The 26,215-nt window shown below is 50.0% G+C and carries 32 protein-coding genes; 11 read left to right on the plus strand and 21 right to left on the minus strand.

Translation table 11 applies throughout. The annotated features are described in order from the left end of the window. Window positions 1-6 precede the first annotated feature (6 nt). From OOJ59_RS19545 to nlpA, 6 genes are all read left to right on the plus strand, one after another. Window positions 7-756 (plus strand): PTS mannose/fructose/sorbose/N-acetylgalactosamine transporter subunit IIC, encoded by a 750-nt coding sequence (locus OOJ59_RS19545; protein ID WP_003023960.1) that lies wholly within the window; start codon window positions 7-9, stop codon window positions 754-756. Further along, window positions 753-1,613, plus strand: coding sequence for a PTS system mannose/fructose/sorbose family transporter subunit IID (locus tag OOJ59_RS19550; RefSeq protein ID WP_005121522.1), 861 nt, complete (start codon window positions 753-755; stop codon window positions 1,611-1,613). The genes OOJ59_RS19545 and OOJ59_RS19550 overlap by 4 nt, the downstream gene beginning before the upstream one ends. 3 nt (window positions 1,614-1,616) lie before the next feature. After that, window positions 1,617-2,726, plus strand: a complete 1,110-nt coding sequence (dgaE, locus tag OOJ59_RS19555) for a D-glucosaminate-6-phosphate ammonia lyase (protein ID WP_160955952.1) — start codon at window positions 1,617-1,619, stop codon at window positions 2,724-2,726. Continuing rightward, window positions 2,713-3,456 carry a 2-dehydro-3-deoxy-phosphogluconate aldolase gene (gene dagF, locus OOJ59_RS19560; RefSeq protein ID WP_121529734.1) on the plus strand — a complete coding sequence of 248 codons (744 nt, stop codon included), beginning with the start codon at window positions 2,713-2,715 and terminating at the stop codon, window positions 3,454-3,456. The genes dgaE and dagF overlap by 14 nt, the downstream gene beginning before the upstream one ends. 211 nt (window positions 3,457-3,667) lie before the next feature. Further along, complete coding sequence (locus OOJ59_RS19565) at window positions 3,668-4,570, plus strand: Rpn family recombination-promoting nuclease/putative transposase (RefSeq protein ID WP_087857238.1); 903 nt, start codon at window positions 3,668-3,670, stop codon at window positions 4,568-4,570. A 124-nt stretch (window positions 4,571-4,694) separates the two neighbouring features. Beyond that, complete coding sequence (gene nlpA / locus OOJ59_RS19570; RefSeq protein WP_069323679.1) at window positions 4,695-5,513, plus strand: lipoprotein NlpA; 819 nt, start codon at window positions 4,695-4,697, stop codon at window positions 5,511-5,513. Window positions 5,514-5,539: 26 nt separating this feature from the next. Here the strand turns inward: nlpA and OOJ59_RS19575 are convergent, their stop codons facing one another. Both OOJ59_RS19575 and OOJ59_RS19580 read right to left on the minus strand, forming a co-directional pair. Further along, complete coding sequence (locus OOJ59_RS19575; RefSeq protein WP_069323680.1) at window positions 5,540-6,442, minus strand: carboxylate/amino acid/amine transporter; 903 nt, start codon at window positions 6,440-6,442, stop codon at window positions 5,540-5,542. Between the two features lie 25 nt (window positions 6,443-6,467). Further along, a complete protein-coding gene (locus tag OOJ59_RS19580) occupies window positions 6,468-7,412 on the minus strand; it encodes a LysR substrate-binding domain-containing protein (protein ID WP_121530043.1) in 945 nt (314 codons plus the stop codon). 147 nt (window positions 7,413-7,559) lie between these two features. Between OOJ59_RS19580 and OOJ59_RS19585 the strand changes: the two genes are divergently transcribed. Further along, entirely contained in the window at window positions 7,560-8,336 is a 777-nt protein-coding gene (locus OOJ59_RS19585) for an SDR family NAD(P)-dependent oxidoreductase (protein WP_085049124.1), read from the plus strand. A gap of 70 nt (window positions 8,337-8,406) precedes the next feature. On the opposite strand, the gene OOJ59_RS19590 is transcribed toward OOJ59_RS19585, so the two are convergent. The 3 genes from OOJ59_RS19590 to OOJ59_RS19600 all read right to left on the minus strand — a co-directional run bounded on the left by OOJ59_RS19590 (window position 8,407) and on the right by OOJ59_RS19600 (window position 10,902). Continuing rightward, entirely contained in the window at window positions 8,407-9,087 is a 681-nt protein-coding gene (locus OOJ59_RS19590) for a hydrolase (protein WP_038635572.1), read from the minus strand. Window positions 9,088-9,587: 500 nt separating this feature from the next. Further along, on the minus strand, window positions 9,588-9,893 hold the full coding sequence (locus tag OOJ59_RS19595) for a putative quinol monooxygenase (RefSeq protein WP_042311525.1): 306 nt from the start codon (window positions 9,891-9,893) through the stop codon (window positions 9,588-9,590). Window position 9,894: 1 nt separating this feature from the next. After that, window positions 9,895-10,902: a zinc-binding alcohol dehydrogenase family protein gene (locus OOJ59_RS19600; RefSeq protein WP_087857235.1), complete on the minus strand. Its 1,008-nt coding sequence runs from the start codon at window positions 10,900-10,902 to the stop codon at window positions 9,895-9,897. A gap of 104 nt (window positions 10,903-11,006) precedes the next feature. Here OOJ59_RS19600 and OOJ59_RS19605 point away from each other — a divergent pair, with 104 nt between their 5' ends. After that, a complete protein-coding gene (locus OOJ59_RS19605; protein WP_160955953.1) occupies window positions 11,007-11,909 on the plus strand; it encodes a LysR family transcriptional regulator in 903 nt (300 codons plus the stop codon). 36 nt (window positions 11,910-11,945) lie between these two features. On the opposite strand, the gene OOJ59_RS19610 is transcribed toward OOJ59_RS19605, so the two are convergent. The 3 genes from OOJ59_RS19610 to OOJ59_RS19620 form a co-directional block, all read right to left on the minus strand. Next, window positions 11,946-13,442: a C69 family dipeptidase gene (locus tag OOJ59_RS19610; protein WP_069323827.1), complete on the minus strand. Its 1,497-nt coding sequence runs from the start codon at window positions 13,440-13,442 to the stop codon at window positions 11,946-11,948. Between the two features lie 341 nt (window positions 13,443-13,783). Further along, window positions 13,784-14,248 (minus strand): hypothetical protein, encoded by a 465-nt coding sequence (locus tag OOJ59_RS19615; protein ID WP_038635561.1) that lies wholly within the window; start codon window positions 14,246-14,248, stop codon window positions 13,784-13,786. Further along, window positions 14,245-15,018: a winged helix-turn-helix domain-containing protein gene (locus OOJ59_RS19620; protein WP_085049165.1), complete on the minus strand. Its 774-nt coding sequence runs from the start codon at window positions 15,016-15,018 to the stop codon at window positions 14,245-14,247. The genes OOJ59_RS19615 and OOJ59_RS19620 overlap by 4 nt, the downstream gene beginning before the upstream one ends. A gap of 577 nt (window positions 15,019-15,595) precedes the next feature. On the opposite strand from OOJ59_RS19620, the gene OOJ59_RS19625 reads away from it, so the two are divergent. Together OOJ59_RS19625 and misL are read left to right on the plus strand one after the other, a co-directional pair. Continuing rightward, entirely contained in the window at window positions 15,596-16,213 is a 618-nt protein-coding gene (locus OOJ59_RS19625) for a helix-turn-helix transcriptional regulator (RefSeq protein WP_038635555.1), read from the plus strand. 74 nt (window positions 16,214-16,287) lie between these two features. Further along, a complete protein-coding gene (misL, locus tag OOJ59_RS19630) occupies window positions 16,288-19,092 on the plus strand; it encodes an intestinal colonization autotransporter adhesin MisL (protein WP_087857232.1) in 2,805 nt (934 codons plus the stop codon). Window positions 19,093-19,184: 92 nt separating this feature from the next. Here misL and OOJ59_RS19635 read toward each other — a convergent pair whose 3' ends face one another. The 4 genes from OOJ59_RS19635 to OOJ59_RS19650 form a co-directional block, all read right to left on the minus strand. Further along, on the minus strand, window positions 19,185-19,517 hold the full coding sequence (locus OOJ59_RS19635; protein WP_003827189.1) for a DUF1493 family protein: 333 nt from the start codon (window positions 19,515-19,517) through the stop codon (window positions 19,185-19,187). Then, entirely contained in the window at window positions 19,511-19,954 is a 444-nt protein-coding gene (locus OOJ59_RS19640) for an STM2901 family protein (protein WP_160955954.1), read from the minus strand. The genes OOJ59_RS19635 and OOJ59_RS19640 overlap by 7 nt, the downstream gene beginning before the upstream one ends. A 10-nt stretch (window positions 19,955-19,964) precedes the next feature. After that, on the minus strand, window positions 19,965-20,450 hold the full coding sequence (locus tag OOJ59_RS19645; RefSeq protein WP_079934361.1) for an Hcp family type VI secretion system effector: 486 nt from the start codon (window positions 20,448-20,450) through the stop codon (window positions 19,965-19,967). A gap of 408 nt (window positions 20,451-20,858) precedes the next feature. Further along, window positions 20,859-21,149: a SymE family type I addiction module toxin gene (locus tag OOJ59_RS19650; protein WP_121529728.1), complete on the minus strand. Its 291-nt coding sequence runs from the start codon at window positions 21,147-21,149 to the stop codon at window positions 20,859-20,861. A 128-nt stretch (window positions 21,150-21,277) separates the two neighbouring features. Here OOJ59_RS19650 and OOJ59_RS19655 point away from each other — a divergent pair, with 128 nt between their 5' ends. Next, window positions 21,278-21,442 carry a YlcI/YnfO family protein gene (locus OOJ59_RS19655; protein WP_148374187.1) on the plus strand — a complete coding sequence of 55 codons (165 nt, stop codon included), beginning with the start codon at window positions 21,278-21,280 and terminating at the stop codon, window positions 21,440-21,442. Between the two features lie 117 nt (window positions 21,443-21,559). Here the strand turns inward: OOJ59_RS19655 and OOJ59_RS19660 are convergent, their stop codons facing one another. From OOJ59_RS19660 to OOJ59_RS19700, 9 genes are all read right to left on the minus strand, one after another. Further along, the gene (locus OOJ59_RS19660) at window positions 21,560-22,150 is read right to left on the minus strand and encodes an abortive infection system antitoxin AbiGi family protein (protein WP_160955955.1); all 591 of its coding nucleotides are present in this window, start codon (window positions 22,148-22,150) and stop codon (window positions 21,560-21,562) included. A gap of 420 nt (window positions 22,151-22,570) precedes the next feature. Then, window positions 22,571-23,404 (minus strand): DUF4942 domain-containing protein, encoded by an 834-nt coding sequence (locus OOJ59_RS19665; protein WP_099530882.1) that lies wholly within the window; start codon window positions 23,402-23,404, stop codon window positions 22,571-22,573. Window positions 23,405-23,517: 113 nt separating this feature from the next. Further along, a complete protein-coding gene (locus tag OOJ59_RS19670) occupies window positions 23,518-23,859 on the minus strand; it encodes a TA system toxin CbtA family protein (RefSeq protein ID WP_108168483.1) in 342 nt (113 codons plus the stop codon). 20 nt (window positions 23,860-23,879) lie between these two features. Beyond that, on the minus strand, window positions 23,880-24,200 hold the full coding sequence (locus OOJ59_RS19675) for a type IV toxin-antitoxin system YeeU family antitoxin (protein ID WP_108168484.1): 321 nt from the start codon (window positions 24,198-24,200) through the stop codon (window positions 23,880-23,882). A gap of 18 nt (window positions 24,201-24,218) precedes the next feature. Then, on the minus strand, window positions 24,219-24,440 hold the full coding sequence (locus tag OOJ59_RS19680) for a DUF987 domain-containing protein (protein ID WP_108168485.1): 222 nt from the start codon (window positions 24,438-24,440) through the stop codon (window positions 24,219-24,221). A 9-nt stretch (window positions 24,441-24,449) separates the two neighbouring features. Then, the gene (locus OOJ59_RS19685; RefSeq protein WP_108168486.1) at window positions 24,450-24,926 is read right to left on the minus strand and encodes a JAB domain-containing protein; all 477 of its coding nucleotides are present in this window, start codon (window positions 24,924-24,926) and stop codon (window positions 24,450-24,452) included. 15 nt (window positions 24,927-24,941) lie between these two features. Further along, the gene (locus OOJ59_RS19690) at window positions 24,942-25,400 is read right to left on the minus strand and encodes an antirestriction protein (RefSeq protein WP_108168487.1); all 459 of its coding nucleotides are present in this window, start codon (window positions 25,398-25,400) and stop codon (window positions 24,942-24,944) included. Between the two features lie 80 nt (window positions 25,401-25,480). Further along, complete coding sequence (locus OOJ59_RS19695; RefSeq protein ID WP_108168488.1) at window positions 25,481-25,717, minus strand: DUF905 domain-containing protein; 237 nt, start codon at window positions 25,715-25,717, stop codon at window positions 25,481-25,483. A 77-nt stretch (window positions 25,718-25,794) separates the two neighbouring features. After that, on the minus strand, window positions 25,795-26,205 hold the full coding sequence (locus tag OOJ59_RS19700; RefSeq protein WP_043082399.1) for a hypothetical protein: 411 nt from the start codon (window positions 26,203-26,205) through the stop codon (window positions 25,795-25,797). Window positions 26,206-26,215 lie beyond the last annotated feature (10 nt).

A 26,215-nucleotide genomic window follows, 5' to 3' on the forward strand; every position in this document is an offset into this window, starting at 1 on the left:
TTAACTATGGATACTTTAGTCTTTGCAAGCCTGATGGGATTGTATTACTGGTTTGCCCGATTACGCCTTGGCTACACCTTTTCCGCCATGCTGCTACAGCCGGTGGTGATTGCCGTATTCGTTGGCCTGCTGTTAGGCAACATGGAAACGGCGATGATCATCGGCGCAGGTATGCAACTGGTTTACCTCGGCGTGACCTCTACGCCGGGCGGCAACGTCCCGTCGGATCCGGCGCTGGCTGCCTGTATTTCAATTCCTATCGCCGTGAAGGCCGGAATGGACCCGAACCTGGCCATCGCACTGGCGATCCCGTTTGGCGTTATCGGTGTGTTCCTCGACCAGTTGCGTCGTACGTTAAACGCCGCGTGGGTACATATGGCCGACAAGCACGCGGAAACGGCCAACATGGCGGGGATTATGCGCTGTGCGTTCCTCTACCCGGCGTTACTCGGGCTGGTGCTGCGTTTCCCCGTGGTCTTTGCCGCTAACTATTTTGGTCAGGACGTGGTGGAAAGCTTCCTGAAGCTGATGCCGCACTGGCTCACACACTCCTTTGAAATTATGGGCGGCATTCTGCCGGCGCTGGGCTTTGCCATCACCATTATGGTGATCGGTAAAAAGAGCCTGCTGCCGTGGTTTATCGGCGGATTCTTTGCAGTGCTGTACCTGAAGGTGGACATCATGGCGATGGCAATCTTTGGTACCTGCGTGGCCTTCCTGATTAAAGGTCTGGCGAAAAATGAAGGAGCAGCATGATGAGCAGCGACGTAATGCAGCATGAACTGGTGGAGCGTGCACGTGAAAGCGGCACGCTGACCAAAGCAGATATCACCAAAGCCTGGTTTATCTACTGGCTGGGTGCGGAAGTTTCCAGCTCCTATGAGCGTTTGCAAAGCCTGATTTTCTGCGCCTCGATGACACCGATCATCAAAAAACTATACCCGCAAAAAGAGGAGCAGGTGGAAGCGCTGAAACGCCATCTGAACTTCTTCAACTCGGAGCAAACGTTCGGGGCGGTGATTCAGGGGATTTCCATTGCGATGGAGGAGCAGAAAACGCGCGGCGAGCCGATTAGCGACGCTTCGATCACCGGGATTAAAACCGGCTTAATGGGACCACTGGCCGGGATGGGGGACTCCATCATCTGGGCCGCCGTTATGCCGCTGTTAATTGCTATTTTCATCCCGTTCGCCGCCAATGGCAGCGCGATGGGCGGAATTGTACCGTTAATTCTCTATCCTGCTATTACGCTGGCAATCAGCTACGGCATGGTCCACAAAGGTTATACGCTGGGGCGTGACTCGATTATCGGTCTGCTGCAGGGAGGGCGAATTAAGGAGCTTATCTACGGTGCTAACGTGCTGGGTCTGATCATGATGGGCGCGCTTTCTGCGAGTTACGTCAAGATCACCACCCCGCTAAAACTCAGCGCCCTGAAAGGCTCTGAAGTGGTGGTTCAGCAAATTCTCGACTCTATTGCCCCCGGCCTGTTGCCGCTGGCGGCGGTGTTCGCCATCTACTTTTATCTGGTGAAGAAAGGGCCACGTTACACCACGATCCTGCTGTCAATTGTGGCGCTCAGCGTGGTTTGTTCGCTGTTGGGAGTGCTGTAAGCCATGACACAGAATATTTATCAACAACTGGGGCTAAAACAGGTCATTAACGCCTGCGGCAAGATGACGATTCTGGGCGTTTCCAGCGTAGCGCCGGAGGTGATGCAGGCCACCGCGCGGGCGGCCTCATCCTTTGTTGAAATCGATCGGCTGGTGGACCGCACCGGCGAGCTGGTTTCCCGCTATACCGGCGCGGAGGACAGCTATATCACCTCTTGTGCGTCGGCGGGTATTGCTATCTCTGTCGCCGCAGCCATTACCCGCGGCGACCCGGCGCGAGTCTCGCTAATGCCTGATAGCACTGGTATGGCGAATGAAGTGGTCATGCTGCGCGGGCATAACGTTGACTACGGGGCGCCAATCACCAGCGCCATTCGCCTGGGCGGTGGTCGCGTGGTGGAAGTCGGCTCAAGTAATCTTGCGGCCCGCTGGCAGTTGGAGAGCGCGATTACCGATAACACCGCCGCGCTGTTGTACGTGAAATCGCACCATTGCGTGCAGAAGGGCATGTTGAGCATTGCGGATTTTGTGCAGGTCGCGCAGGTTCACAATCTGCCGCTGATTGTTGATGCCGCCGCCGAGGAGGATTTACACGCCTGGGTGGCGAGCGGGGCGGATATGGTGGTCTACAGCGGGGCAAAAGCCTTTAACGCGCCGACCTCCGGGTTTATCACCGGTAAGAAACAGTGGATTGCCGCGTGTAAAGCGCAGCACCACGGGATTGCCCGGGCGATGAAAATCGGCAAAGAGAATATGGTCGGGCTGGTGTATGCCCTGGAAAACTATCATCAGGGGCAGGTCGTGGTGACTGCTGAGGAACTCCAGCCCGTAGCACAGGCGATATCAGCGATTCCCGGACTGGACGCCGATATCGAACAGGACGAAGCCGGACGCGCCATCTGGCGGATTCGGATCCGCGTGAACGCGCAGACGCTGGGGCAGGATGCTTATGCTGTCGAAGCGCAACTTCGCGGGGGCGATATCGCGATTTACGCTCGTCGTTACAACCTTCATCAGGGCGTTTTTAGTCTTGACCCGCGTACGGTCGCAGAAGGGGAAATGGCGTTGATCGTAGAGCGATTAAAGGAGATTGCAGACCATGCAGCACATTAATTTTTATCGGAATAAAGTGGCCATTAACGTGCTGGCGAAGGATATCGCCAATGCCCGGGAAATCTATGATGCCGCTGAAGGCCATGCGGTGATCGGCGTGCTTTCCGCGCAGTTTACGTCAGTTGATGAGGGCGTTCGGGAAGTTAAACGCTGGATGACGGAGGTGCCGTCGATCTCCGTCGGATTGGGGGCTGGCGACCCGGCACAGTATTACAAAGCGGCGATGATAGCCTCAGCGGTTCACCCGGCGCACGTCAATCAGACCTTTACCGGCTGCGGGTTTGCGGCAGGGGCGCTGGCGGCCACGGGCGGCGAACAAACCCATATCAATGCGCTGGTCAGCCCGACGGGCACACCGGGGGAAGTGCTGATCTCGACGGGCGTTTGCAGTAGCCAGGGCACGCCAGCCCGCGTTTCCTGCGATGCAGCGGTACGGATGATGTTGGATTCAGGGGCGCACGCGGCGAAGTTTTTCCCCATGGGGGGAGAGCGGTCGTTGCCTGAGTTGTATGCGCTGGCGACGACCGCTGCGCGCAACGGCATGACGCTGATTGAACCGACGGGCGGGATCGATCTCGATAACTTCGGCATTATCCTGAAAACCTGTCTGGAGGCGGGAGTGCCCCGCGTGATGCCGCATGTTTACAGCTCGATTATCGATCCACAAACGGGTAATACCCGCCCTGAAGATGTCGCCAGGTTAATGGAGATAGTGAAAGAGATGGTGTGATGTTGCTATCGCCGGATGGCGCATAAAAGATGCCTGGTAAGCGTTAGGTTTCACCGGGCATTTTTGCGAACACCATTCCCGGAAAATGAATACATTGCAAAAGTATGTATTTATTCGCCAAAGCGCCTCGCAGATGAATAGTTTCCCTGATGTTGGTTGCGCTGCTGGCGAGTAAGGTTCCGTCATCTTGTGCTTTTGGTGACGGATCGCCATGAAAAATCCTACAACTTCTACCCCGCATGATGCAGTTTTTAAAAAGTTCTTAAACCATCCAGAAACGGCGAGGGATTTTCTTGATACCTATCTCCCAGCGTCATTGCGTGAACTTTGCGATCTGAACACACTGAAGCTGGAATCCGGGAGTTTTATTGAGGAAGACCTGCGTGTCAGCTATTCCGATGTACTGTGGTCACTAAAAACAAGGACTGGAAAAGGCTATATCTATGCGTTGATTGAACACCAGAGTTCGCCGGATGCGCATATGGCGTTCCGGATGATGCGTTATGCCATTGCCGCGATGCAGAGCCATCTCGATGCCGGAAACAAAACGCTGCCGCTAGTGGTGCCGATACTTTTTTATCATGGCGTTGCTAGCCCGTACCCTTTTTCACTGTGCTGGCTGGATGAGTTTGACGATTCAGAAACTGCGCGGCAGCTTTATGGCGCGGCTTTCCCACTGGTAGACATCACAGTGGTGTCTGATGACGAGATTATGCAGCATCGGCGCATGGCGCTACTGGAACTTGTCCAAAAGCATATACGTGAGCGCGATTTGATGGTGCTGGTCGATAAACTGGTTGCCCTGCTGATTAAGGGACACGCTAATGACAGTCAGGTAGAAACGCTATTTAATTACCTGGTACAGTCCGGCAGCGCACCGCGTTTTGAAGCGTTTATTCGCGAGGTTGCCAGGCGTGTTCCCAGGCATAAGGAGAGATTAATGACGATTGCAGAATGCTTACGTGAGTCGGGGCGAAGAACAGGATTGCTGGAAGGCAAAAAGGATGAAGCTTTGCGGATCGCCCATGCCATGCTTGAGAAGGGCATCGATCGTGAACTGGTGCTGATGATTACCGGGCTTTCCATTGATGAGCTCACGGCACATTCTGACTAATTATCCTTTTTTCCATTATGCTTTTTTCTTCTTGCTGATGCTTTTTCGTTTTTTAAACCGCAGTGGCCTTCCCGCTATAGTCATTTCATTACTCATCAGGCGGTTATTTCAAAAGGATAAAAACGTGAAACTGAAAATACCTCATTTTGCAGCCGGGACGGTGGTATTACTGGCGGGATTATTGCTGGCAGGGTGCGATCAGCAGAGCAACGATGCGAAACATATTAAAGTGGGCGTGATTAACGGCGCAGAGCAGGACGTGGCGGAGGTCGCGAAGAAAGTAGCCAAAGAGAAATACGGCCTGGACGTCGAGCTGGTGGGCTTCAGCGGTTCATTATTACCCAATGATGCCACTAATCATGGTGAACTGGATGCCAACGTCTTCCAGCATCGTCCGTTCCTTGAACAGGATAATAAAGCGCATAACTATAAGCTGGTGGCGGTGGGAAATACCTTTGTTTTTCCAATGGCCGGTTATTCGAAGAAAATCAAAACGGTAGCGGAACTGAAAGACGGCGCAACGATTGCAATACCTAACGATCCGACCAACCTTGGGCGGGCGCTATTGTTGCTGCAAAAAGAAAAGTTAATCACCCTGAAAGCGGGGACAGGCCTGCTGCCTACGGCACTGGATATTACTGATAATCCACGGCATCTGAATATCATGGAGCTGGAAGGCGCGCAGCTACCACGCGTACTGGACGATCGGAAAGTGGATGTGGCGATTATCAGTACCACTTATATCCAACAAACCGGACTTTCCCCGGTGCATGACAGCGTATTTATCGAAGACAAGAACTCGCCGTATGTGAATATCCTGGTGGCGCGAGAAGACAACAAAGATGCCGAAAACGTGAAAGAATTTCTGCAATCTTATCAATCACCGGAAGTGGCAAAAGCGGCGGAATCCATCTTCAACGGCGGCGCGGTTCCGGGCTGGTAATTAACCCGTTGCCGCGCCGGTTGGGGTTAAACCGCTCTGGCGCGGCGACGTGAGTCCATTGAGATCAGCACTACCGACGAGAGGATCAGCATCGTGCCCAGCCAGTCAGGCAGGGTGAACGTAATGCCTAACAGCAGCAGAGACAACAACGCGCTGCTTAGCGGTTCCGCGCAGCTCAAAATGCTCGCTTTCGGGCCGCCAATCATCTGCGCACCTTTCAGGTACAGGCTAAACGTTAGTGACGTACCGATAACCACCAGATAGAAAAATGCCAGAATCAAACTGCCATTAACGACAAAGTTTGTTCCCTGCCCTGCATAAAACGGCAGCAGGATCATCCCGCCAATTAACATACTCCAGCCAACAACCGGCAGCGTACCGTAGCGCGCGATAAGCGTTGAAGGGTAGGTGGTATAAAACGCGGCGGCAAATGCGGAGGCAATTCCCCAGAACAGCGCGGCAGGTGAGATAGACAGCGATGTCGGGTTACCGTGGGTGACCAACAGGAACGTGCCAATGAGCGAGGTCAGGATCGCGGTTAGCACCAAAATGCCTGGTCGCGCTTTACGTACTACGGAAAACCACGCCACGATGATGGTTGGTGACAAAAATTGCAGTACCGTCGCGGTGGCGGCGTTAGATTTTTCAATAGTTAACAGAAAGGTCAACTGTACGGTAAGCGCGCCTACCACCGAGAAAATCAGCAGGCTAACCGCGTCTTTGCGGTTTTTGATAATGGAGAATACTTTGTCGCCGTGAACGAAGGAGAGCATCAGCAGAATAAGTCCGGCGAAAATCAGACGCGTCATGGTCAGGAACTGAGATGACATCTGACTTTGCTCCATGATGTACTGTGCACAAACGCCCGAACTTCCCCATAATACGGCGGCAATCAGGACGTTCATCATCCCTCTTCTGGTGGAACCCATCTTTCCCTCGGCATGTTGTTTTGTTTTATTTGTGTGCAGGCATCATAGCAGAGATAGCTGCGATTTCTGCCAGCACATCCGCAATCAGCCAGTCATTAAAGATTTTCACTTCCGGACGCATTACCGCATGCTGCGGCGTGACGATGTAGTATGACCACGTCAGCGGCCAACGGGTGTCGGGGTGAAGTTGCACCAGCTGTCCGTCGGTAAGTAACTGCTGAACCAGTGCCCGACGAACGATAGCCACCCCCTGACCGCTGATTGCCGCCAGGATCACCGCAGAGGTGGAGTTAATGTGCAGTCCACTGTCGCGGACGGCCGGGGCATGGGTAGCGTGCAAGACATCATCCCACGCAGGAAAATGAGCGCCGGGGTGGGGGGTGTCGTCGTGGATCAGCTTTTGCGCGGCCAGCCATTCCCCGCAGGCGATTTTATCTACCGGTACCATTCGTGGGCTGCAGACCAGAACGGCTTCTTCATCCATTAACCAGGTTTTATTGACGCCGGGCCAGTCACCTTTGCCGCAGCGTACGCCCAGATCGGCTTCGCCGTGGGCGACATCCATCAGCTTTTCCGTCACATTCAAACGTAATTCGATGTTTTCATGCGTTTGTGAGAAACGATTGAGACGACTCATCAACCAGTTCATGACCAGGACCTGCGACGCGGTAATGATCACCACCGAGCGCGCCCGACGGCCGCGCAGTTTGTTGAGTCCGGATTCCAGGTTATCCAGTCCCAGAGTGATGTCGCGCAATGCGTCCTGTGCTTCGCTGACCAGCGTGAGACGTTCTTTGCCCGTGCGGGTGCGATGTAACAGTGGATGGCCTACCCAATCTTCCAGCGCACGCACCAGTTGACCAACGGCTGCAGGCGTCACGCCCAGTTCCTGCGCCGCGCCGGTGAAGCTGCCATGGCGGGCGGTGGCTTCAAAAGCGTGTAACCATTTTAGCCGATTGAGTGAACGCATCTGCTTTTTTCCATTCTTATTAACTGTTTCCAGTATACGCCATCGAGATAGATTTTCTTTCTTGAGATGCTATTTCTTCTCAGTCGTCAACTCCTGAGCCGAGTGGCATCTTTAGCGCGTCAACGAATTCTTTAAACGAGGTTAACGATGAGCGCATTCTTTGCCGGAAAGAAATTATTAGTGGTGGGTGGGACCAGTGGGATGGGGTTCGAAACGGCGAAACTGATCCTCCAGGGCGGCGGTAGCGTGGTGCTGGTAGGCAACCGCGCCGAGAAAGCGGAACGGGCCCGTCAGGCGTTGGCGGAGCTGGGTGACGTCTCCGTCATTGTGGCAGATCTGATGTCGGAAGCGGGGGTTAGGCAGGTGATGGCAACGGTGAATGCTGATCATAAAGACATCAACCTGTTAGTGAATGCGGCTGGCGTGTTTTTCCCGAAACCTTTTACTGAACATGAAGTTGAAGATTATGAGCTATATATGAGCCTCAATCGGGCGACGTTTTTCATCACCCGCGATGTGGTACGCAATATGTTGGCAGACAATATAAACGGCGCCATCGTGAATATTGGTTCAATGTGGGCGCAACAAGCGGTGGGCGCGACACCTTCATCGGCCTATTCGATGGCCAAAGCGGGTCTGCATGCTTTAACCAAAAATCTGGCTATTGAGCTGGGTGCGCATGGGATTCGCGTGAACGCCGTTTCGCCAGCGGTCGTGCATACCCCCATCTATGAAGGGTTTATCCCGAAAGAAGATGTACAAGGTGTGATGAACAGCTTTGACAGTTTCCACCCGATCGGTCGGGTCGGTAAGCCGCTTGACGTTGCCGAAACCGTCGCGTTCCTGCTGTCAGACAAGGCGGGTTGGGTGACTGGCGCTGTCTGGGATGTCGATGGCGGTGTTATGGCTGGACGTAATAGCTGACAGGGGCTGATGCTGCGCATTACAAAACGCCTGCTTATACGAAACAGGCGTTTGTGCAAGATCGGAAAAGTTAAGCGCGCTGAGAGTCCAGCAGCTCGTTATTTTTCACAACATCCTGGGCTTTGGTATAGCTTTCAATTAGTAACTGATAAGCCGGGAAGATTTTGGTATAGACTTCAGCCCATTCCGCTGCGTCTTCCCGATTCCAGGTTTTCTGCAGTTCAGACGCAACCGCGGCAGTATCCATCGGCACGACACCAGCCTGTACGACGCGGGCCATGGTGATCTCCTGCGCCATTTTGCTGTAGGTACCGGAAGCATCGATGACGGCAAAGACTTTATAGCCTTCTGCTACCGCGCTGATGGCCGGGAATGCCATGCATACACTGGTGATGGTACCAGCAATAATCAGTGTCTTACGGCCTGTCGCTTTTACCGCCGCAACAAACTCTTTGTTATCCCAGGCGTTAATTTCACCTTTGCGTGCGACATAATGTGCGTGAGGCGCGTTCTCATGAATTTCCGGAATAAGCGGACCGTTTGGCCCCTGCGGCACAGAGGCGGTGGTAATCACCGGCATTTTGCATAAGGTGGCGATTTTTGCCAGAGCCGTAGCTCTTGCACGCAGTTCAGTCATTGGCATATCGCCAACGGTCTGGAACAGGCCGCTTTGATGATCGATAAGCAACATAACTGCGTCATTGACATCAATCACTGGGCGTTGGCCATTAAAATTAGCGGGTGTAGACATGATCCATTCCTTGTTGTTGCTTTTTGCAGGCTATCTAACCTGCAGTAAAGTCTAAATCGCCTGGGCGATATCCATTTTTGCTCTACAGTTCATTAACCATTATTGACATCTTCATGGTTAATTTCAGGGGGAGGCTAAAGCTATCTTTATCAGAATTGCCTTAGTGAATTAATTTCCTCCTGCCCCATTAAAATAACAATACTTGTTATTATGAAATTATATTTCTGCATTCACATTATTTTATGGTGTGTACTGGAAGTAAGAGGATGGAGATTCGGCGGGTGTTTCTGACTGATTTATTTTTATATGGTTATTATTATTGTGAAATAAAATGAATATTAACGATATATCTTCAATATCAATTTTGTGACTAATGCCACGGTTTTCCAGAGGATAATGATCATGTCTATTTTATTTTCTAAGTTATTATTGAGTTAAGTAAATTCTCAAGTTGATATTTATTGTGCTCCCCCGAACAGCAGAGAAGCACGGTATTAATATTACGGCTCTATAGGCGTCAGATAATCCAGTCGTAGCGGCTCGGCCAGTAGATCGTTCATTTGCAATACAAACGACTGGAAATGCGGCAGGGCGATATGTTCGTCCAGGCCAGCCTGACCGCGCCAGGATTCGCGCACATAAAATACATCTGGCGTGTCGCGTAACTGGAACAACGCATACTCAATATTGCCCTCCTCCCGGCGCGTGGGCAGTAAGAGAGCTTGTAGCGCCTGTTTCAGTGCATCGATTTTCCCTGGTTTGGCTTTCAGTACGGCAATAATTGAAATCACTTCTGCATCAGACATGTTAAAACCCCTCCAGCACAATCTTGCCGACCGAGCGACCCGTTTCAATTTGCGCATGCGCTTTTTGCAGATTCGCCGCCGTGATCGCGCCAAAATGTTCACCCAGCGTGGTATGGATGGTGTGGTCGTCGATCAACTGGGCCACGCGGGTCAATAGCTGATGCTGGGCAATGATGTCGTGGGTGGTAAACATCGAACGGGTAAACATAAACTCCCAGTGCAGCGAAATGCTTTTGGCTTTCAGCGGACGCGCATCAAGGGTTTGCGGATCGTCAATCAGCGCCAGTTTCCCCTGTGGAGCGAGGGCAGCAATAATTTGCGAGTAGTGCTGTTCGGTATTATTCAGGCTGGCAACGTGCGTCACCTCTTTAATACCTATCCGTGCCAGCTCTTCCGTCAACGGCTTGCTGTGGTCAATCACATGATGAGCGCCCGCTTCACGTACCCATTTCTGGCTTTCCGCACGTGATGCGGTACCAATGACGGTCATTTTGGTCAGCTTACTGGCCAGTTGCGTCAGAATAGAACCCACGCCGCCAGCCGCGCCGACAATCAGTAACACATCGCCTTCGTTGCCGTTTTCCTCAATGCCCAGGCGGTCGAAAAGCATTTCCCAGGCGGTGATTGCGGTCAGCGGTAGCGCTGCCGCAGAGGCGTTATCCAGCGATCGCGGTTTCAACGCGGTGATTCGTTCATCAACTAACTGAAATTCGCTGTTACTGCCCGCACGTCCCAGGGCCCCGGCGTACCAGACTTCATCGCCAGGCGAGAACAAAGTAACGGCTTCGCCCACGGACTTCACCACACCAACGGCATCCCAGCCCAGCACGCGCGGCACATCAGCGTTAAAACCTTCGCGGACCTTGGTATCAACGGGGTTGACGGAAATGGCCTTTACTTCAACCAGCAGGTCATGTCCTGTGGCAACTGGCATGGGCAGGTCAATCTCTTGTAAAAATTCAATGTTATTGCCGTCGGTCGCGGCGCGGGTAATGGCGATGGCTTTCATAGTCTCTCCGGTCACAGGAATCAGTTGAATAATTCGATGGTAAACCGGCGGCAGAACGGGAAAAATAGCCCTACGGCGACAGGACTTATACTCGGGGAGTGAAAATGTTCCGGCTTGAAGATCTCACGTTGTTTGTCCGCGCCGCGGCGCTGAATAGTTTTAGCGATGCGGCACGCGAAGCCGGCGTCCAGCCTGCTCAGGTCAGTTCTGCTATCAAGCGCCTGGAGTCTACGTTGACTATCCGCCTGTTCGCTCGCTCCACGCGCAGCCTGCGCCTGACGCCGGAAGGCGAGATTTGGTTGCCCTATGCCCGCCAGATGCTGGACGTGATGCATGCCGGGCTGCAAAAAATTCAGACCCCGGAAGATGAAGTTTCTGGCACGCTGCAAATCGCCGTTCCTTCCGATCTTGGGCGGAATTTGCTGCTGCCGGTCTTTCAATCTTTTCGACGCCGCTATCCTGCGCTGCGTTTGCGGATCTTTTTCTCCGATCAGGTGACGGATGTCTTTAAAGATCCTGTCGACGTCGCATTTCGTTATGGCAATACCGAAGATGCGTCATACATTGCGCTGCCCGTTGCGCCGGCTAACCGACGCGTACTGGTGGCGTCCCAGGATTGGGTTTTACAAAACGGAGCGCCGAAAACCCCGGAAGATTTAGCGCAACTGAACGCCATGACCTTTGTCTTACGTGGACGCCTGCACGACCGCTGGACCTTTACGCACGACGGCGAGGTCAGCAGCGTGCAGGTCAACGGCACGATTATGAGCGATGATGCCGAAGTGATCCGACGGCTGGCGATTGCGGGTGAGGGGATTGCCTACAAGTCGTGGCTGGATGTTAGCGAGGATGTACGCGAAGGGCGATTGCAGTTGCTGATGACGGATTATCAGGGAGAGAAAGTCCCGCTGAATATGATTTGCCCGCATCGTAAGCAGCTTTCAACGGCGGTACGCTTGCTGCATGACGCCGTGAAGGCGCGATGTGAAATGCTGGCGCAGAGCTAAGATACGCTTTGCGCCAGTACATTACTGTGGTGTGACTTAGTCTTTTTTCGCTGCGTTAGCAAAGAAAATATCAGACTGAATGTCTTTGGTGCGGATGGTAAACAACTGATTAGTGAGATCTTCCGTTAACTTCTCTGCATCAGCCATTATGCGCAGGTTGAAGTCATTCAGCATTTTATCTGCGGCAGGTTTATTGGTTTTCGCCATCTTCAGATATTCTGCTTCGACCTCTTTTTGCTCCTTCGCCACTTTATCTTCCCACGCTTTGTAGGCCTTTTTGACGATTGGCGCGAGCTTCGGATAATCGGTCATCGTCAGCGTCTGCAATTTACGATATTTCCAGTAGATGGATTGATCGTCAGCCTTATCTGTACCCATTGTATAGTTGGCCGGATATGCTTTCAGGCCGCTGTAGTACGGAACAAAGGCGGTGAGATCGGCCATACCCAGACCAATGTAGGTTGTTTCACCGATCTCTTTTGGCAACCACGGACGTACCTGCATAACGTGCGCTTCATAGGTGCGGAAGACGCTGACCGGACGCCACGGCTCTTTACCGTTCAGGCCGTTGGTGTACGGGTCATGACTGGTGCCTTCATAGTGGCTACGCAGCACGGCTTTTACATCGTCCAGCGTCATTTTCTTCTCTGGCTTCATGAAGACCGGGAATTCACGTCCTTTGGCCATATCCTGATTTGCGGAAGGATTGAACGTTTTCTGGATGGTCCATACGCGAGGATCGTTATACGTACGGTCACGCTCGTCATCACGGGTATAGGCTTTAGAGAAGTTGAATTTGCCATCTTTCGCCGGTTCGTACAGACCTTTTTCCGTTGCGAACTGAATCAGATTTTTTGACGCCATCATATCCGGGTTTTTAGGATCGTAATCCTGTAGGCGGCCCTGATTACCGGTGGCGAAATATTGGTTATTAGGCAGGCGCTGCGCCATCCACTGGTGGCCGCTGCCGGTTTCCAGGTACCAGATCTCGTTATCGTCGACGACGGCAACGCCAAAGCCTTCGCCCGCACCGACGGTTTCAACAATATGTCCCAGCAGCGCAACGGCGTCACGTGCGGTTTTGCTCTGCGACAGCAGAATATCCGGGATATCGTCTTCAGTGATCCCTTTATCCTCAACGTACGGGTCGGCGGCCAGCGCTTTTGGTGAAGCAAAAATAGATTCTGTTCCACTCACACCGACGCCCAGTTCGTTAAATCCGGTCGCGCCGTGCAGTTGAGTTTTCCAGTTTGGGACAGTGGTATAACGCAGAGAGTTTTTCGGCAGTGGCCAGGTAAAATCATTCGCGCCATTATGTGCTTTGGTGCTGTATACCCCGGTCTGATTCTGTTTTGCCGGATGAATGACAAAATGCTGTGCTTTCAGGGCATCGCTGTCTGCGCTACGGGCGACCAACATGGAGCCGTCCGCGGATGCTTCATTGCCGACCAGCAGGGTCGTACAAGCAAAACCTGATGAAACAACCGCCAAATTTATTGAAAGTGCAATCAGGCACTTTTTAAAAGTAAACATTACGTATCCCTCATATGTACGCCAAAAATACACCGGAAACATACCGTTTCCTGAAATGCGATAACGTCTGAATGCTCAGACATGTCTCGCGAGAGAGATAAACGCCCCTGCCCACGTCTTCTCCAAATATTCATGCGTAGGTTGAAGTCTTCTGGACAAAATAAAACGTCCATTTCGCTTAATTATTACGCAACGAATATCCTGATATTCAGGATGTTTCCTGATTCGCGGTGAAGAATAGAATGGCTTATTAGTGGATTCAGTGACCTGTGTCGCGTAAGTTAATGATGACAAAAGTGAATCCCGTGGCAGCACCGTGCTTTTTGTTTCCGGATATGACGTTACCTTTTGCGGCAATACAGCGAGGGAACATTGGAACTGGCGAAAATCCATGCACCCTTATACTCCTCCATGACCAGGCTCAGGCTGCGTCCGGTCTGACGATAAAACCCGGGCAACGTATTGTTGATATCCGCTTCATCGGCCGTGTCGGCGAAGGTTTTGACGACTTGCATGGCCTGTAACACCCGCGCATCACGCTGTTGGGTGTAGCTGAAATAGATGTTCCTGCTGATGTCTGAAGTATTACGCCCATACAGTTTACCGGTAATTGTTGATAAACCTTCCTGGTTGTACATCCGAAATGAAACCGTACCGGCAAAGCGGTTGCTGCCAATATTCCATTCAACGTTCCCAACGCAATTCAGCGGCTTTTCGGCATAGCGCGAATACCATAGCCAACTGCCTGAACCGAGCAAGGTAGCCAGGCCAATAGTGAGCAAGATTATGTGGCGTGTTTTTTTCATTGCCCGCGCATCCAGTAATAATGGGTAGTACAAAATGCGTGGGCATCAATCCGCGCATCCTTATCGCATACAAATGCCACCATCCTTTCTGCTTTGAGGTAGCCGGATAGAAACACGTGTTTGTTGTTTTCACAGAGAAAAGGATGAAGTTGCATCAGACTGAAATAGCCATGCTGGTCGTACTCATTCGGAGAGTAATAAATTTTGCAGTTTTGCCGCGAAGGGATCTGCATGGAAACAGAGACAAACTTACTAAATGGCATAACCGGGCGAGTCTGATACCACACCAGCCAGATAACCAGAGTAGCAATAACAACACTAACGCTAAATAAAATGTTCCACCAGGAGATCTGCGTCGTTTGTTGTGGTGCGGTAAGAATTACCTTTGCAGGCGCGCGCTCCTCAATAACCGGTGACTGGGAAACGTCACTCTGAGGGTCCGTTATCACTTCTACCTGAGTGTTTTCATTCAATCTCAGCCCTCGCCGGGAAATAGTTTTCACCGTATCACGCGGTAGTCCCACTTCCGCCAGCGCATTACGTAACGTCAGAATTGCCTGGTAGAACGTGTTGGTGCTGGTGACATTATTTCTCTCTCCCCAACCCACTATCATCAACGTGTTCTGGGAAACAATGTCACTTGCGTGAGTAATTAAATAGAGAAAACAGAGCGAAGCTGGGAGCTGGAGTTGTATTGTGCGCCCGGTCTGACGATTGACCAGACTTTTGCTATCAGGATTAAATTCGACCAACTGATTGATAAGATACAATTGCCCAGCCCTCAGTAACCAAAACGTATCACAGCGTGTCCTTGCACACCCCTTAAATTTTACATCCAAATCGATAAGACGCCTCTATCTTTGTACATGATCTAAGATAAGAATTTCACTTAGGGGGTAAAAATCCTTCAAATACAATATGTTATTAACTTAATTTCTTAGGTGGGAATTAGCTAATGTTAAATAATGAGAATTCATTACAGTTTTATCTGGGTTATCATTATATTTATCCACAGAGCAACAAGGGTGATTGAGTTATCTGAATTGTGTAATTAACGAGTAACCTTTACAGCGGTTATTTTTTAGCAAATAGTGCTTTTTTAAGATTTATCCTAGGGTTTTAATTTATGCATAAAATTCCTAATGCCCAGATTGTTATTCTGAGATAAAACACAAAAAAACTTAGCGGTATGGCATTGCTTACCGTACGTACATATTAGCGCATCAAGAGTTTATTACATTTTTTTAGGGTTGCTGTTATTAACTGACAAGGAATGTCATACGTGTCGGATTGACACATTTATTTACCGATGAAATATTTATGGAAAAATAACAGGAGTCATTTTTTATGAACAGATCCCCATCACAGAGTATTCGTTGCATAAGCTGTGAATTATCCTGTCAATTATTTCCGGATACTGCGGTACGCGCCAGCTACTGTCACCGTGCCGCTTTTGCGATCTGGCCTGAGGGAAACGGTTTTTTACAACGAGGCGTTATTGAAAAACTTTTGCTTAATAATCAAAACCATTTATCCCGCGGGTTTATTTTTGTGGATTTCTCCTTCCCTAACCTGCGCCTGTTCGCTGACCCGAAATGGGTTGACCGTCTGGCGTATAGCGGTATGCATATTGTTTTGATTGCGGACCGGAACCTGGCGCCGTTAGCCAATTACTGGCTGTCGAAAAGCAATAAAATACAAGGCATTATATATTCTGATGATGATGATGACGTACAGCATCAGAAGATGAGACGATTATTTACGGGTCATCTCGCTAACAGTAAACGAGGGCGCACACTCAACTATACAGAAATGATATTACTGAAGCGATTTGTCTCAGGAAAAAGTATTCAGCAAATTACCCAAATAGATAATATTGATATTAAGAAAATATACGTCTATAAGCTCCGGCTTGAAGATAAGTTGGGCCATAGTATTCATCAAATACTATCGAATATTTTATAACGCATTTCTGATTTTTATTATTTCACATCCTTGCGATGTGGTGGACGCTCTACGCCTGATAGCAGGAGGCTAATATGCCAAATCCCAAATCTTACTCTCGTATTGCCATCGCGGTTTCAGCCGCATTAACGTCTATGGTATTTTCAGCCCATGCAGCCTGGGTTGATGTTGATAGTCTTCCTTCCAGCGGTCTGGTTAGCAGTCTGCCCCCGGAATTGCAGGCAATAATCCCTGCGCAGGCCAATGCCAATTTCGCTAAAACCAGCGCCATGCCAAATTATGTTTATCAGTGGAGTGCGGGCACCATTCCTGTTTATGGTAATGGATTAACGTTAAATGGACCCGGTGCTGAAGCTTTTGAGCACTCTGTTACTGTTATTCAGAACAGCGCGACGGGTAGTCCGGGCGTTATTTTTGGTGACGACCTGACGATCCGCACCCAGTCAAAGAATGCCGCCAATAATGGTAAAGATGTTGACGGTATCCGCACGCATGGGGCCAATACGCCGGATAACCCGGTCTTTATCATCACCGGGGATCGCACCAGTATTTATGTAGACGGTCAGGATGGTGACGGTATTAACGCCGGTTATAACGCAATAGGCCAGGGCTGGATAGGCTCGGCTAATATCTACGTCGGTGATGATCTGTACATCAAAACGACGGGTAACCAGGGGCGTGGTATCACCGCCAATGCCATGCGAGATGCGACGCTTGCCAAAAATACGATTGTCGTTGGCGATCGTGCGCATATTGTGACGACCGGCGACGGCTCTGAAGGTCTTCGCTCCGGGCAGAGCGGTTCCTCAATCCTGCTTGGCAATGACGCTACCATCGAGACGTCTGGCGCCTCCTCAACGGGCATTTATGCCGCCACATCTTCTAAAACGGAACTGGGTAATAACGCCACTATTACGGTTAACGGCGCGAGTGCGCATGCGGTCTATTCCACCAACGCGACCGTGAACCTGGGCGACAACGCGACCATTAGCGTGAACAGTTCTGGAAAAGCGGCTTCATACAGCAAAGCGCCACGCGGCCTGTTTGCGATTTCACGCGGGGCGATAAACCTGGCCGGCGGCGCCGCGATTACTATGGTGGGCGACCACAGTACTGAAAGCTATGCCATCAGCACCGAAACGGGCGGCACCGTAGACGGATCCGCCGGTGGACGCTTCCTTATCGACGGCGATCTTCATGCTGCCGGAGGAACAAACGCGACCAGCAGCCTGCCCCAGCAAAACAGTACAATTAAGCTCAACATGACCGACAACTCGCTATGGAGCGGGGCGTCTTATATCACCAGCGCGACCGCCGGGACGGGGGTCATCTCGCTGCAAATGAGCGATGCGACCTGGAATATGACCAACAGCTCAACGCTGACCGACCTGACGCTGAACAGTGGGGCAGTGGTTAACTTTGGCCATGCTGACGGCGAACCGTGGCAGACGCTTACGATTAACGAAGATTTTACCGGGAATGGCGGCAAACTGGTTTTCAATACCGTTCTGAATGACGATGCCTCCGAAACCAATAAGTTGACAGTGCTCGGCAACACAGCGGGTAATGCCTTTGTGGCGGTGAACAACATTGGCGGTACTGGGGCGCAGACCGTTGAAGGCATTGAGATAATCGAGGTTGCTGGCAACTCTGACGGCACATTTGAGAAAGCGAGCCGTATTGTCGCCGGGGCGTACGACTATAACGTAGTGCAGAAGGGCAGCAACTGGTATCTGACCAGCTTTATTCCTGCTCCGCCCGATCCGGTGGACCCTGTTGACCCTGATCCCGTAGACCCGGACCCGGTTGATCCGATTATCCCTGATCCGGTCGACCCGGACCCGATCGATCCTGTGGACCCGGTTATTCCTGAGCCGGAAGAGCCTCATGTTCCGCCGGTCACGGAGCAACAGTATCGTCCGGAAGCCGGCAGTTATCTGGCGAACAACTATGCCGCTAACACACTGTTCATGACCCGACTGCACGATCGTCTGGGTGAAACGCAGTACGTCGACATGCTGACGGGCGAGAAAAAAGTGACCAGCCTGTGGATGCGTAACGTTGGCGCGCATACCCGCTTCAAAGATGGTAGCGGGCAGTTGAAAACCCAAAGCAACAGCTACGTCTTACAGTTAGGCGGCGATCTGGCGCAATGGAGTAGCGATGGCCTCGACCGCTGGCATATTGGCGCGATGGCAGGTTATGCCAACAGCCAGAACCGCACGCAGTCCAGCCTGACCGGCTACCACTCTCGTGGTCAGGTCACCGGTTACAGCGTGGGGCTGTACGGCACCTGGTATGCCAATGACGCAGACAAGACCGGCACCTACGTAGATACCTGGGCGCTGTACAACTGGTTTGATAACAAAGTGATGGGTCAGGAGCAGGCGACAGAGAAATATAAATCCAGCGGTATCACCGCCTCGGTCGAAGCCGGTTACAGCTTTAAACTGGGCGAAAGCGAGCGCAATAGCTACTGGCTGCAACCGAAAGCGCAGGTGGTGTGGATGGACGTTCAGGCCGACAGCCATCGCGAAGCGAACGGGACCCGCGTGAAGGATGACACCGATGGCAACCTGATGACTCGTCTGGGCGTGAAAGCCTTTATCAACGGCCATAACGCCATCGATGACGGTAAATCTCGCGAGTTCCAGCCGTTTGTCGAAGCCAACTGGATCCATAACACGCAGACTGCCAGCGTGAAGATGGACGATGTGAGAAACGACATGCGCGGCACGAAGAACATCGGCGAGCTGAAAGTGGGTGTTGAAGGTCAAATCACTCCGCGCCTCAACGTATGGAGCAACGTGGCCCAACAGGTTGGCGACAAAGGCTACAGCGATACCCGCGGTATGCTCGGCGTAAAATATAATTTCTAATCTAATGCACTAATGGAAAAGCCGCTGATTAACCGATCTGCGGCTTTTTTTCGGAAGCGGTAGGTTGGATAAATGGCATCCGTCAATAAGGCTCAGTCATAAAGCCATTTACCTGCTTTTGCAGACTCTGCCAGCATACGGAGGGTTAATGGCTGTGGCTCATCGTCATCTCTGCTACAGGTAAAAATTGCATAAAGTATGAATGTCTCAATAGGCCAATATTTATAGAAATCGAAATTGGCGCAATCAACATTGAAAGTTGCAAAGTAAGCATCCATGATGTCTGCGCCCGTTTCACTGGCCCACACATAATCGCCTGTTGAAAGACTTGTGTCGAGGGTGACTGGCCAACGCTTTTTAAAGAATAAGCTGGGTTTATTAAATGTTTCATCGTACCAGGCGATGACATCATTATCACTTACCATAGCTTATCTTTACCTCTGGCTATAGTGTTGTATTTAATTGTGGCTTTGTATGAAATCGCAGTCACGTCATAAGCCATTATGACAATCCCCATAATTGGAATCCATCTTCCAGCAAAAGCGCCCAGATTTGTTACATATGCAAATTTTAATCGTCTTATACTTCCTGTAGTTAGGGTGGGTAAACGTCTGGTTTCTATATTTAACCAGTGTCGTAGCTGAGAGCTCAGTGGTGATGTGCCTGCTGTTGCCCCTATCGGCTTACCTCTGGTTGCGATTGTAGGTTGACCAAGTAAAATTAGACCCAAGGTCATGTAATCATTTACGCCAAATTGTTCACTTGTTTCATCCAGGAAAATCCAGAAAAGAAGTTCTCCTGCTGAAAGATTAGCAAACCCTCTGTAAAAATATGTATCGTTAAGCTCCTCGATAGTGTCCATATGATTTCACTTATTCGGTTATGCGTTCATTCCAGGCATCCGAATATTGGATGTTACCATCGAGATAATGCCAAGTAATTTTATCGTAACGCAGCTGTACTTGTTCTCTATGACCAACATTGATGACAGTTTTAGTGTCATGCATCATCGGTGTTACGGATACAACTTTAACCCCTTCGAGGAGCATGTTGTAGTACTCTGCTTCCTGACCTGCATTATTGATCTCGTACCACCTAAATTCTGCCGATTGCAAGCTTTGCCCTGTGGCAACGGCTTTAAAAAGATAAGGTGAAGCGCTATCGAATTCCTTCTCAAAAATCAATGCGCCGTGCACACGTGTGCCAGTAAGCTTTCCTGTATTGCCATCCGTTGGGATGTAAAGGTTATGGCTAAACGATGTCACCTCGATTGAGTGTTCGCGATTGGTTACATCAACAGATCCCTTTATAAGTAAGCCACCATCGTCTTTGAGCCAGAGATAAGCAGGAATTGCCATTTTAATAATCCATTTTGTTGAGAAAATAATATATGAGGTTTTTTACGATTGGTTTGCAATAGTGAAGGTGTTAATAATAGAGAAAAAATAAATAAATTATTCCACGGCTGAATTTAAAATATCTATATATAAGCAGGATGATTTGTTATGGAAGATTAGTTCATTTTGAAAGTAGGCCGGATAAGCGCAAGCGCCATCCGGCACCAGGTGAGCATGTAAGTGTCACTTACGCGGTTCTAGAGAGCTATTGATCCGGAAATCTAATCTTTCCCTTCCCGATGAACTATCCGGAATTTCCGGATAGTTCATTTTCTATCAAATCCAGTTCAGTTGAGTAGGCCGGATAAGTGCAAGCGCCATCCGGCACCAATTGAACCTGTAAGTACCGCTTGCAGGTTCAGCCGTATTTCACTGGAGAGTCGCCAGTGTGCTCTCGATTCTGTTCAGCTTCTGACTGGCCTCTTTCAGTTCATCCTGCAACCGTTGTTCCTGCTCGCCATAGACCATCAGGACGATACAGCCATTCATCACTTTTACGGTAATCTGTTGGCCGGTATCAAACCCCGCGTCGCGTAGCCACTTGCCGGAAAGAATAATTTTTGGCGTGGATTTGTCGAAAACATTCGGGCGATATCCCACAATTACCGAACGCTCGGTTCCGGATTGGTCGGTGTCTGGGGTAGAATGCGAATCAGCCATAATCAACTCCTTGATAGTTGGTGAGGTTAGACGCCCTTTGGTGTGACAGCACTGTTGGGCGTTGCTTAATTTTAGACTCCATGTGGTAGGTACCACATGTGTGTAAACTAACCTAAGTGGTACCTACCATGCAAGAAAAAAAGAAACCAAATTTTGACCGCACTAAAAGCACCATGAAGAACATCCGTTTTGAGGATGAGCTGTTGGAGCAGATTGAGAAGGCTGCAGGGAAAGGGAATTTTAGTAAGTGGGTGAAGGAGGCTTGCATGTTAAGACTTCGTGGCAATAAATAATAGTTGGTTTAGGATTTCCAATTTGAGGATTTTATTTTTTGTTTTAATTGAGGGTAAAGTTGCATCAATAAATCAATGTTCTTGCCATCAGCATAAATATATTCTATATCACTTAGCTCAAACGTAAGAGGATATTCTTTTATTATATTTATTTTCATATTTTATGTTTTCTTTTTCTTTTTCTTTTTCTTTCTCTCTTTTATGAGTAGAAGCATGTATTGATATATAATTTCCGCCAATTTGTTTCTTTGTTGGAACAAATCGCCATTCGCGCTCTTCATAAAATTTGAAATTTTTATCTTTAAAATGACTATTATGACCTATCCTATTTTTGGTAAAACATTTTATTTTTATTATTGCTAGGCGCAACTCTGAAGATAATTTAGATGGGTCTTTTCTTCTTGCATTTAACAATGTCTCCAGTCCTGATGCGGAAAAAGATCTATTGTCAAGATAACTTACTGGATGAATTGTTTTTTTTGAAACCCATTTATCACTGAATGCAATACCACAGTTGCCATACGTGATAGTTTTTCCTTCAAGTTCATTTTCATCATACTCACTGAAAGAGACCATCGGGTGTGCTGCATGTGAAGATATTTTCCCTCTATTATTTGAAAACTCTTCTTCACAATATTTTAATCGTAATCCTTTATCTTTTAAAATAGACAGCAGAGATTTAATATCTTTAGTAAAATGAATAATCATTTTTCATCCTAGAGAAAATAAATTGTTGTATCTTATTACAAATAATCGGAATGGAATTTTGGCGGAGATCACAGGAGTCGTATTTGATACTTAACTCATTGATTTAAAATTGATATTTTGTGTTGGATAAATGAGTAACCCCCATAAGCACCCCCAAATGATTTTGCTTGTGGAGAGCAGAGGCATCCAGAGCTACTTTTTGGCCTGTAGTAAAGTGGCAATATCCTTTTCGCCTCCGGCTTCTGTTTAACGCCGAGTTGTTTGGTAAAACCGAACAACTGAAGTTTCGCATATTCAGTTTGCCAGCGTCTGGCGATGCTCTCCCTGCTGAACTTGTAAATTAGACTTACAGGTTACGTAGTAGCCTGTTGAGAGTTCTTGGCCGCAATGATTATGCCAGAAACCCATAATCTACTCAGGTTATCTTGCAGGTAGCGCTCCAGGAAAATGTTTTGCCACGATATCATTCATCCTCTCCACCAGATCAAGGCGTTTAAATGTGATATGTCCGCTGCCTTTCTGAAAATAACGAATGCTAAAGAAATCATCCTCGAAGACCTGTTGATGTGGATTATCGCGAACAAAATCCATGAACCGAATGGAGATATCGTGCCGGTTATCAGGGATGGTTTTACCATCCAGCAAATACAGCATACGTTCCAGATCGGCTAACTGATCGCGCCGCCAGCCCCAGTTCAGGCTGTAGCCCCATCGGTCATGCTTCACCAGATTGTTGACGATAATCTTCTTGCCAAAACAGCAAGGATTGTTGGTTTTGTAGTCCCAGCTTAGCCCTTTAAATACGTTGATAATTCCACGTTCGAAAACATCCTGTTTATTGTGGTGGAGTTGTTCAAAGGTGCTCAGGATGTTGGCTTCACTGATTGCCGGGAGATCACCCTCTTCGAGGTTCTTCGCCCACTGACTACGCGCCTCTGCGTCCATTAACGTCAGCATCCCGGACTTCAACATTAGATCGCGCCAGATGCTGCGATCGATATTGTGGGCGATCACCGGCATTGCCCTGTCTACAGGTTGTACCAGCCAACAGTCAAAGGAATGCCCTTGTCTCATTGCCCAGTGATCTGCCACGTCACCGCCAATGCTGGAGGTCAATCGGGAAATATCATCAAGCTGGCGGATTAGCGCCTCTATTTGTTTTAGCGCAGCATCACGTCCTGTGACGATACGTTCAATACTGGTCGAGCAAATTAGCTCATTATGATCGGTTAAAACTTCAGCTTCAGTTTGCATTATTTTTGTCCGTATAAAAGCAAACGCGCCTGCCGGGAATGGCAGGCGCATTATGCAATGAGTGAATAAGGAATAAAGATCGGGAATGTAAATCGGGAGGTTGTACGCAATATTCACCGTACTGCGTTGTTACGGCTTTGTCGCAACAGGCCAGTTGCCTGTCTTGCCCGTAAAATATCTACAGCCCGAAGATAAGGCGATTGTTCCTGCCAGCTAAATCCCTTCCTGTCGATACGCACCAGTTCGTATTTCTCCACCAGAAAATTCACAGCATCGGCCAGCATGATCCCGGCATCAATGTGTTCCTGAATAACGGTTTCATCACTAAATGGCGTGTCGTTCAGTGTCAGGCCATAGTGCTGCTCCAGCAGGCGTGTCAGTAGCATTTGCCACACCGCCACTGGCGACAGATATAGCTCAGCCGCCCGCGAAGTTGTTGCAGGTTGAGGTTTCATGTTTGCTCTCGTGAAATTAGTTAGCGTTGAGTGGAATAGACGACTACATATACGTAGGCGCAACTGCCAAGGGTATCGGCTTCGCAGGTGAAACCGTTGTGGTAAATGGTGATGCAGTGGGCATGACGGGGATTCAATTCACCAGTGGTCAGCATAGACTCGATCCGGCTGATAAAATGTGGAAATACCACATCCAGCTTAAGACATTCGTCGTCACTAAACTTACCGGTGATACTGGCCCGGTCAGCCAGATAGTGCAGCCGGTTACCCTCCTGCACCAGACGTGCTCCCATGCACGGCGTGATATCCCGCTGCAGGCCCCATGTGATGTTACTTCTCATCAGGCTTCTCCTTTATCGTCATTTCAGGGTAATACTCATCAGGCAGGCATAGGGCCCGTTGCGGTCCTGGCGGCGTTCGGCGTATACCGCCAGCACGCCGGGAATGTCAGGAACTACCTTACCGGTGTAATGACAGACGCTACCGTGCCACTGATATTTGCCGGTGCAGTAGCGAAAGATTCGGGACTCAGGATGCTGGCGGTATATCGTCATTGCCCGGCGTTTACTGATAATTTTCATGTCAATACCTCACAGCAGACCGTGTTCTGCGAACGAATAGATTTGCCTGCCGCCGACAATCAGATGGTCAGGTACGCGGATATCCACCAGTTGAAGTACCTGAACCAGCCGCTGCGTGAGGGCTTTATCAGCCTGGCTGGGCGTCGTCTCGCCGGAAGGATGGTTATGCGCCAGTATCACCGCCGCCGCATTGAAATACAGAGCACGTTTGACTACTTCCCGGGGATGGACCTCGGTGCGGTTAATCGTGCCGCTAAAGAGCGTCTCATGGGCAATAAGCTGATTCTGGTTGTCCAGATACAACACCCGGAACTCTTCCCGCTCAAGTGCGGCCATATGCAGTCGTAACCATTCCCGAACGGCATGAGTGGAGGTGAAGGCTACCCCGGGCTCATGCAGATGCCGGTCCAGAATCCTGAGGGCACGCTGGATGAGACGCCGGTCCTGTGGCGTTATCTCGCCGGGCAAAAAGGAAAGCTGTTTCATTCGTTGTACCTCCGGTCAGTCGATGATGCGCAGAATGGCGTGAGCTTCAGGATGCTGCAGGGCATAGTCCCGCAGGCGATAATAGTGTGCGGTCATAGCGTCACATTCTGTACGACAGGCGTGATGGCTGTATTCAATAAGGCAGACAGCGATACCTGCAGCTTTTGCGCTCATTTCCGCACCATTGCCGTTCATGCCGTTGAGCAGATGCCATTTATCGTCACCGTCTGCATCAGGGGCCATAAACGCGCCGCCATTGCTGAGCGTGTAAAAGGACCAGATACCACCGCTGTACTCATCACAGAAGCGGTCCATCCAGGCGAAAATACGGGGTTCCAGCGATATCCACTGCGGGATAGCGCCAAAGTACAGCGGCCAGAAATCGAGACGCTGTTCGTCAGGTACGGGTGTTGCAGTAAGGTCAAATTGAGGTTCATTAGCGGACATCAATTCGCATTGCGTTTGTGTCGTCATGGATATTCTCCGTGAATAAAAACGCCAGCGACGATGGCTGGCGTATGGGAAGGACATACAGGGATGATGAATGGGTGTAGTCAGCAGGAGGATGCTCTGAGGATGCCTGACTTGCGGATATAGCGGTTAAGTCCTTCACCGGCATCCGTTTCAAAGCTCCATGCCCGCCAGACCATTCGACCTTCGGAGTCACAAACTACCAGGCGAAAGTGACTGCACTGGTCATCTTCTATAGCGACGTTTTGATACCGGCTGGTAATAGCGTCGGCCTGCTGTCGGGTGAAAGGGTCCGACGGCAGTAATTGAGATTCAGGCATTCGGTGCACCTTAAAAGCAAAAACCCCTGACGCAGATGCGTCAGGGGTTTTGAGAGAGTGTTGTTATGCGGATTCAGTCAGAACCCCGTCTGTACCTTATACAGGCGCAAAGTTTTGCTGCCCCGGACAATCTTCACATACAGGGCATTATCTTTTGTGCCACGCACAAATCCGGCCTTTACATCTCCCTTGCAGTCACCACCGTCATAAGAGATGTTAAGTCCAGTGTTAAATACCAGGTCAATAACCCCGAAGCTTAAATCTTCACAGGCTGGACCAGGCAGGTCCTGAATCAGGGCAAACTTACGGTCATCGCTGACATCGGTCAACGAGCAGATGGTAGTGTTGATGTCGTTCCCCTGGCACCAGTATTCCTGGCCGGGGTTGTCTTTGTCCATCAGACTTTCCGGAAGCTGCGCGGCACTGGCACTGAAGGCAGTAAGTGAGAGAATGAAAGCAGGGATAACAGCGATTATTATTTTTAGCATGATCTTCCTA

This window comes from Citrobacter sp. W9 (assembly GCF_026719375.1).
In the GTDB taxonomy this organism is placed as follows: Bacteria; Pseudomonadota; Gammaproteobacteria; order Enterobacterales; family Enterobacteriaceae; genus Citrobacter; species Citrobacter werkmanii.